The 8,103-nt window shown below is 33.7% G+C and carries 7 protein-coding genes and 1 pseudogene; 7 read left to right on the forward strand and 1 reads right to left on the reverse strand.

The genetic code is table 11. The annotated features are described in order from the left end of the window. From DWZ16_RS15625 to DWZ16_RS14900, 6 genes and pseudogenes are all read left to right on the forward strand, one after another. Nucleotides 1–909: pseudogene (locus DWZ16_RS15625) on the forward strand (DNA helicase); the annotation flags it as partial. 195 nt (nucleotides 910–1,104) lie between these two features. Continuing rightward, nucleotides 1,105–1,449, forward strand: a complete 345-nt coding sequence (locus tag DWZ16_RS14880) for a hypothetical protein (protein ID WP_118523151.1) — start codon at nucleotides 1,105–1,107, stop codon at nucleotides 1,447–1,449. A 117-nt stretch (nucleotides 1,450–1,566) separates the two neighbouring features. Further along, nucleotides 1,567–2,001, forward strand: coding sequence for a hypothetical protein (locus DWZ16_RS14885; RefSeq protein WP_118523152.1), 435 nt, complete (start codon nucleotides 1,567–1,569; stop codon nucleotides 1,999–2,001). A gap of 2 nt (nucleotides 2,002–2,003) precedes the next feature. Further along, nucleotides 2,004–2,537 carry a Bro-N domain-containing protein gene (locus tag DWZ16_RS14890; protein WP_243022051.1) on the forward strand — a complete coding sequence of 178 codons (534 nt, stop codon included), beginning with the start codon at nucleotides 2,004–2,006 and terminating at the stop codon, nucleotides 2,535–2,537. A 291-nt stretch (nucleotides 2,538–2,828) separates the two neighbouring features. After that, on the forward strand, nucleotides 2,829–5,678 hold the full coding sequence (locus DWZ16_RS14895) for a hypothetical protein (protein WP_118523153.1): 2,850 nt from the start codon (nucleotides 2,829–2,831) through the stop codon (nucleotides 5,676–5,678). Nucleotides 5,679–6,036: 358 nt separating this feature from the next. Then, nucleotides 6,037–6,216, forward strand: coding sequence for a hypothetical protein (locus DWZ16_RS14900; RefSeq protein WP_118523154.1), 180 nt, complete (start codon nucleotides 6,037–6,039; stop codon nucleotides 6,214–6,216). Nucleotides 6,217–6,928: 712 nt separating this feature from the next. On the opposite strand, the gene DWZ16_RS14905 is transcribed toward DWZ16_RS14900, so the two are convergent. Further along, nucleotides 6,929–7,348: a hypothetical protein gene (locus DWZ16_RS14905; RefSeq protein ID WP_147353436.1), complete on the reverse strand. Its 420-nt coding sequence runs from the start codon at nucleotides 7,346–7,348 to the stop codon at nucleotides 6,929–6,931. Between the two features lie 272 nt (nucleotides 7,349–7,620). Between DWZ16_RS14905 and DWZ16_RS14910 the strand changes: the two genes are divergently transcribed. Continuing rightward, nucleotides 7,621–8,046: a hypothetical protein gene (locus DWZ16_RS14910; RefSeq protein ID WP_118523156.1), complete on the forward strand. Its 426-nt coding sequence runs from the start codon at nucleotides 7,621–7,623 to the stop codon at nucleotides 8,044–8,046. Nucleotides 8,047–8,103 lie beyond the last annotated feature (57 nt).

An 8,103-nucleotide genomic window follows, 5' to 3' on the forward strand; every position in this document is an offset into this window, starting at 1 on the left:
TTGAAATATAAAGAATATTGTGTTTTTAACTGTAGTTCTAATAATAAGAAATATTACGATTATGTAGAAGAGAAAAAGATTCAACAAATTCTAAAAGAACAAAGATTTGAAGAACAGTTCTTGATTACAACAGCTTGTTTTGACGCTGGAATAAATATCATTGATAGGGATGTAAAACATATTGTGATTGATATTGTTGACATAGACTCATTGATTCAGTGCATGGGAAGAAAGCGGATTCAAGATGAGGATGATAAAGTTTACATCTACATAAAAGCAATCAGCAATCAGAGACTTGCTGGTTTGAAACGTAGTATGGAAGAAAAAGTTAAAATGGCTGACTTTTATATGCAAAATGGATATTCTGTTGAAAAACTGATTGACAAATATCCGATGCAAAATGATCCGAATAATATTTTATATGATGATCTGGTATACGATGAAGAGGGTAAAGTAATACCGGGATCATATACGAAAACGGTCAATGAACCTATGTATTTTAAGAAAAAAGAAGATATAGCGGACTATGCGATAATGCTTGAAGTATATAAAAAGTATGGATATTGTAAGTTTCTTGCACAGAAGTTGGGCTTTTATAATTATGATATAGGAAAGTATACATATAGAATGATTAATGAAGAGTATGGATTGGAAAACTATTTAGAAAAGATGGTTGCAGATGAAGTTGTTTTACTTCAACAAAAAGATAGATCTGAACTGATAAGTATGATTAATGCGAAGCAAGATGGAAAATTATTAAAGAAAGTTGCTACATTAAATCAAGTGCTAGAAGAGAGAGAATTGGACTATCGTATTAAGGAATTTGAAACAACACGATACATAGAAGATTCAGATGGAAATAAGAAAAAGAAGAAGTATAAGAATGCTTGGAAGATAGTTCGATTTTAATTTGATTTTTTTGACCCCCTTTTTTAAGCGTACTCTCTATTATAAGCTTCACGCTCAAAATGGGGGGTCAAAATTATAAAATGAATCGGAAAAATCCAAAAAGAGACAGATGATTTGTGTAGTGACGCAAGGAACGGAACGAATCATTATTGTGTCTGCGTCAGACACCCACTATTACAGAAGAAAGGAAATGACATGGACAGAAGCTACAGATTAAAGATGGAAGAGTTGTTGAGTACAAATGTTCTGACAAGGGAGTATTTATTAAATTGTGTTGCTAAAGATGAGAAGAAAATCAATGATATAGCTTATAAGAAGAAACAGTATGAATCATCAAAAGTAAATGTCTATAAGTCTAAATTTGATGAACTAATAGAGTATAGGAAACCTTTTATTGATGTTCTTATGTCAGAATATCGTATGTCACTGGATGACATTAAAACAGAATTACAGAATGTGAAAGAAAAGAATATTCCAACTAAAGAGGTATGCAATAGGATAAGAGAGATTATTATGAGTGGACATTATTTTATTGAGTAGTGGAAGAAGTGAGCTTACGCAATAATGATTTGTTCCACTTCGTTACACAAATCATGAGCATGAGTAAGAGTTTTGAGTTGACTTTTAGGAGAATGTATATAAGAGGAGGATAAGATTATGTCCTTAAAACAAGAATGTATTGACATGATAAATTTGATTGTAAGATCATCATATAATGAAGATGATAATTATTATGAACTGGGAACTAATGTCACAAGAAAAATATGTCAAAAGACAGGAGAAGATATTACTTACACGTGCTGTCATGGGTGTGAGTGTTATGACGAGAATTGTCAGCATCAGATTAACATAAATGTAGGTGTTTCGTTTTGGGATGGTGGAGATTGTGAACGCAATTATGTATTTGAAAATAGTCCGGTAAAATATAAAGGGATTCAATATATAAAAAATCGAAAACAGCTTATGGATGAAATGTTCGAACTGAAAAATGGACTGGAAGAACATAAAAATCTAATGGCTGATTTTGGAGAACGTTATGAAGAGTATTTGGAGTATGCAAAACAATTTGCAGAAGAAGTAAAGAAGAAATAGTCATGGAATGGATGCTTGATATTCAGCTTGGAAGAAGAAATCTATCTCTTATTCAGAGAATTGCTATAGCAGAGAAATATAGAAATATTTATGAGAAACAGGCAAAAGAGAATCAATTAAGTGGATTAAAGAATCAATCTAATTACGTTTTACCAAATTTGGTCAAACGTGACTCAATAGATACAACGAAAAAATTAGCAGAAGTTGCAGGTGTCAAAAGTAGTATCCGTGGATTTTCAGAAAAACAAGTTATAAAAGTCAAAAATTCAGATGTGCATAATATGCACTTCCGAAAATTGAATAATGCAGGTGAGAATTTCCTTACCGAAAGCGGTGTATATAAACTGATATTCAAAAGTAGAAAACCTGAAGCTGAAAGATTTTCTAATTGGGTAACAGATGAAGTTCTTCCTACCATTCGTAAACATGGTGCTTACATGACACAACAAACTTTAGAAAAGGCACTTACATCGCCAGATTTTTTGATTAAGCTTGCAACTCAGTTAAAATCTGAGCAAGAAGAGAGTATTTATTGAAAAAATTTAATCAAAAAGAGATTGCTGGTTAGCCATAAAAAGTGTTCTATATAGTGGGTTAAAATCACTCTCACGGGGAAATAAGCCTTTGTAAAAATCATCATGAGCAATTTATCCTATAAATCGTTTTGAGCGGTTTATGACGATTCTGGTGTGCTTTTTGTCTACGGATATACTATCTCAATAATGAAATGTTACCAAATTTAAAAGGAGAGGATCAATATTAAAATCAATTACACAGAAGAATTAAAACCAATTTATATATCAGCTATTGAAGCGAGTCAGTTATATATGTACACTTTGATGAAAGAACTGGGTACTGAAATCGAGTATGCAATCCGGGCAAAGAAAAAAAATGAAGAAGCCGAGGAAGATAAACAAACCGAGAAAGAAGATAATGTTGGACAAAACAAGAAAGACGAAGAAAAAGAAAAGTGGTATAAATTCGGAAAAGTAACACAGCGTCGGGCGGTAATCAATGATAGTCTGTTTCTTAGATTCATGAAGAAGAGGATCACCAGAACCAAGTTCGACAATTGTCATGACTTTATCGTGCTAAAGTTTAATTACAATGTGAAGTATAGAGTTGGGAAGGATGAACAATCAGAGACTAAGACAGCAAATGAATTACGTGCGTTATTTTATAAGAAAGGGTTCGAATTTTCTTATGATAAGACCAATAAAGCCGGAGAAGTAGTTGATAGTACCACCGTCAGATATAAGATGCTCATGCGTTCTCCGGGAAAAGCAAAGAACGGAGAGTGTATTTTCATTAGAGATAGCTTGTATGATACAGCAATAAAGTATCTGACGATGGGACTGTTTGGCGAAATGCAGAAGAAAGCATTGAAGAATCCCAATGCAGTATTTAACATTGTGGGACTGTCAGCATACCAGACCTTAACAACAGCTACAGCATATGGATATATTCAGATTCCGCTTGATAATATACTCATTCTGAAAGATATAGAAGTAGAGTCCGAGCCGATGGCAGCAGCCATTGTCAGTGCTACGGAGAAACCACCAGAGAAGAAAGACAATAAGGAAACAGGAGAACAGGGACAGGAGGAGAAGAAAGAAGAACCGAAGAAATACATTTGTTCGGTAGAGCATACAAAAGCTAGAATCAAAAATGTTCTGTGGGATGGCATGGGATTGATTGATGATGCAGAGTTTCCGGTCGGTATGGATGGATTCATTTACTGTCGGTCGCATTTCTTCAAGTCCTGCTTATTCAGAGGTCAGTTGCAGAGGTTCTTTAAAGATTACTGCAAGGAGCATGGACTTGATTACAGTACATATGCTGTAAAGGATATGTTTGGTAATGAACGGCGGCTGTGTGATGTTAAAGTGATTGTCACGGATAAATCGCTCAAATGGTTGAAGTTTATTGATTTGATGGGTGGAACAAAAGAAAAGGCATATAAGAAGTATGCTAAGATCATGAAAGACAATGATTATTATTTCTCCATCGTTAAGACAGCACATCATAGCAGATGGGGAGATATGCAGTTGACAACTTATCAGATGAATAATTCCCTACCATGTACAGATACAGAGGTGTTGGAGCGGATTGTGCAACCGTCTGTTGATTTTTATTATTCGCTGAAGAATGATAAAAAGTATCTGGAATATCTGAAAGCAAAAAGTTCCAACTTCAATATCAATGAACTTCTGATTGAACTTGTCAAAAGGGATTATCGGTTCGTATATAGTAATCTGTATAAGAAAAAGAAAGACAGGGATTGTACAGATTTGAAGTCAGAACTCCGACAGGGGAGATTATATCAATCGGGAGATAATCTGACGATTATGGACAATCCGGTTGCTTTATTGAGATATGCGGTTGGTGATCCAGAACCATTGAAAGAGGGATGCTTCAGCATTGTAGAAGATGGCGTACAGTGTTACACAACCAGATTCAAGGATGGAGCAAGTCTGGCGGCGTTTCGTAGTCCTCATAATGCACCAAATAACATTATTCATCTGTGGAACACATATTCTAAACCATTGCAGAAGTATTTTCCTAACATCGGAGATAACGTGATTGTGTTTAATGCCATTGGAACTGATACACAACCAAGACTGTCTGGACACGATGTAGATTCTGACTTTGTTCTGGTTACGGATCAGCCGGATATAGCGGCGTTATCAGCAAAGGCGTATAAGGAATATCCAACTATCATCAATACGGTTGAAGAGGTAACAGAGACAGGAGACGGAAAGACAGCATATCATTTGAAGATGGAAGATTATGCCAGAATGGACAATAAGATTTCAGCGGCACAGGCTTCTATTGGAATCTCAACTGATATTGCACAGTTGGCGTTGAGTTATTATTTTGAGAATGGAACGAAGGATGAAAATAAGTCCAAGGAACTAAAAGATAACATCATCATTTTGTCAGTGTTGGGTCAGATTAGTATCGATCTGGCGAAGAAGGAGTTCATTATCAATGTGAAGAATGAAATTCAGCGTATCAAATGGTTGGACTGTATGAGACGTGATAAGGATAAAACGGATAATAAGAACACCAATAATAGCATTGAAAAGAATAATGAAGGGAATAATGCTAAGAAAAATAATGCTGATGAGAACAAGCCAGACGAGAATAAACCCGATAAAGAAAAAGTAATAAAGTACCCGATATTCTATGCTGAAACCAAGAAAGAACGGAATAATAAAAAGTTCAAGCTAGAAGAAGTTGGATTTATAAATTGTCCTATGGATATTATGGCAAAACTCATTGATGAGAAAACAAAGTCATATAAGCCTAGAACCAATGTTATTCCTATTTATCGTTTAACAACAAATGAGGTTAAAAATGCTACTCCAAAGAATCGGTATAGAGCGGATAAATTTGTTGAGTGTGCTAAACAATACAAAGAAGATATAACAAATCTAAATAATAATATAGAAGATAAGGATAGCAAAAATTATTCCCGTCAGAGACAATATCTTGAAGATAAGTTTATGAATGATGCCACAAAGGGATTGGATCAAGAGCAAATTTATTATCTGGTAAAATTATCTTTGGGTAGAGAGTATTCAGCTATTAGAAATATAACGCTGTTATTCCTTTATCGGAGATATAAAGATGAGTTGTTAAATTGCTTTATAAAAAAAATAGAACAAAAATAACAATTAAAAATTTTATTTTATATATAAATTTTATAGAGGAATATAGTTAAATGAAAATTCCCTTATGAAGAAGATTGAAGTATATCTGAACAGAACGTAAGCTAAGTTGGATATACTTTTTATCATATTCCGCCGTGGGTAGTGCTTCAAACACGCTATCTACGGTGTACATCGAGCTTAATATGCTTTTCCCATGATGATAAATCGTGGTCTGGTATAGCCATGCTGTTACACCTCACTATATAATGTTGCAAATCCAAAACCATAATAGCAGAAGTATACCTTTTTTATATAAAAATTTATATAGAATATTTTTTAACAAGATAATAAATAAAATAAATTTAGGGAGAGATATTTTATGACACAGGAAGAATTAAGAGAATTATATAAAGAGCGTTTACAGCGCGAAAAGCAAGGTTGGATTGCCAAGCAAACCAATATCAACCAGAATATTTTATCACAGTTTAAGAATGGTAGAATGAACTTATACCCACATCTATTTGAAAAACTGGAAGCATATCTTATTCAGAATCAGTAATTCCGGCGTATCGCCATTAAATCCATAGAAAAGCATTGGGAATATTGAGAAATTTGAGAGTATAGGATAATAACCTATTTATCGAGTGGGTTATCGGGCGGATCATTAGAGAGATTCAAGAAAAAGCATTGAGAATAAAGGATATCTGGCTAGTTCTTGAATTTCTTTTGTTCAAAAATGAATTAGTTTATATAAAAAATGAACAAAAGAAAAATCCTTGTATTATATGGAGATTTGAAGGGTTTCGTGAATCTGATGGATATTGACAAGAATTTAACAGAATTATGAAAACCACTGATAGGAAAATACTAATGATTTCAAGGGGAATTTACTGGTTTTGTTTGAAAGCCGGTATATTTTTTTAACCTTAAAATCCTTTGTCGGGACAAGGATAAATGATGCTTTAGCTAGCTAAAGTATTATCGAAATAGGTGGATGGTTACACTGTATACATAGTTATACACATAATAATTCTACCATACACACGCCACTCAATACAAGATGGTAACACTGTAACCAAACGATAACACGGTAACATATTGTAACACTGTAACCATATAACTGCATATCACACATAATACGATATAACATCACACATCATCTATCCAACAAATTATATGAATTACACTTATAACACGTGACATATATATAACTAATAATTATAAATGTGCGACAAAGCAATTATTTCCTAGAATATCCGGTATATACCTTTCTATACACCATTTATATATCCTGTATACGTTCGGTATATCTTATTTATATTTCCGGCATACACCCACAATATCTCCCATGTACAATAATCTTTAAAATCAATAATCTTCTTTTCCTTCCCACACACTTTACATACCCTAGTCTTAATTTCCCTATAAGCAGTACCTACAGGAACTTCGCCAGTATTAACCTTTTGCTTGAGTTCTTCATTATCTGTTTTCATGATGGCTTGATACCTGGCTACTGTACCAGTACCGACACCAGACATTTTTGCTAACTGTTCACGGGTATTGGTCGATCGATTACGCTCTGAATTTCCAATTGCGTCCACGTGGACGCATATGGGATTAGCGCGATTTTTATTTGATTCTGATACAGCTTTTGAGACTTTCTGTTTATTTTCTAGCTCAATCTCTTCCATAATCATCTGATTAGCATGAAGTGATTCACCTGCTGTCAGATTACGTCTCGCTTTCTGATGAGAGAGCATCCACTGCATGATATCAGCTCTAGTGCAGTCCTCGTGACCGCTTGTGGGTACGATGATTTTCTTTACCTATCCCGTCGATTTGACGGGGCAGAGTTATAAAAGTTTGCAAAGATAAACTTAAAATATTTATTTGCTAGATATAGATTTTTGATAAATATTGTGTTATACTGCCCGTATTAAATTCAAATGAGGGGGAGAGTAGTATGGCAGAGAAAAATGGTTTTGAAGTGTTATGCGATAATTTGGAGAATGATCCGAATAAACCATATGGAAATAAAGTGGAATATATTAAAAATAAATTGAGAAGAAAAACATTAAATGAGCTTATTGAAATAAAAGCAGAAGCAATAGAAGATGATGTTTGGGCGTTTTCTTCAAATGAAATCGCATTAAGCTCTTTTTTTATGTCAGGAATAACATTGGCAGTAACTTTATTAATACGCTTATCCGATGAAGAGTTAGGATGGGCAGGTTTGCTTTTAGTTGCATTGTGGATTGGATTTTTAGTGTATATAGGTGTAAATGCTAAAAAACGAGGTTGTAAAAATAGAAAATTTGACTCTGTAAAAATTTGGCGTAAATATATTCTTGAAATTATAGATGATATAATTCAAGAAAAGAAAATATGACACTATCAAATGAAACAGGAGATCAAAATATATACATAGTAAAAGTTGAAAAAATAG

This window comes from Clostridium sp. AF29-8BH, assembly GCF_003478145.1.
Classification (GTDB): domain Bacteria; phylum Bacillota; class Clostridia; order Lachnospirales; family Lachnospiraceae; genus Otoolea; species Otoolea fessa.

Bases quoted from the DNA above. Each gene is read 5' to 3' on its own strand.
- DWZ16_RS14910 (WP_118523156.1), top strand. From the start codon at position 7,621: ATGGCAGAGAAAAATGGTTTTGAAGTGTTATGCGATAATTTGGAGAAT.
- DWZ16_RS14880 (WP_118523151.1), top strand. From the start codon at position 1,105: ATGGACAGAAGCTACAGATTAAAGATGGAAGAGTTGTTGAGTACAAAT.
- DWZ16_RS14895 (WP_118523153.1), top strand. From the start codon at position 2,829: ATGTACACTTTGATGAAAGAACTGGGTACTGAAATCGAGTATGCAATC.
- DWZ16_RS14905 (WP_147353436.1), bottom strand. From the start codon at position 7,348: ATGGAAGAGATTGAGCTAGAAAATAAACAGAAAGTCTCAAAAGCTGTA.
- DWZ16_RS14890 (WP_243022051.1), top strand. From the start codon at position 2,004: ATGGAATGGATGCTTGATATTCAGCTTGGAAGAAGAAATCTATCTCTT.
- DWZ16_RS14900 (WP_118523154.1), top strand. From the start codon at position 6,037: ATGACACAGGAAGAATTAAGAGAATTATATAAAGAGCGTTTACAGCGC.
- DWZ16_RS14885 (WP_118523152.1), top strand. From the start codon at position 1,567: ATGTCCTTAAAACAAGAATGTATTGACATGATAAATTTGATTGTAAGA.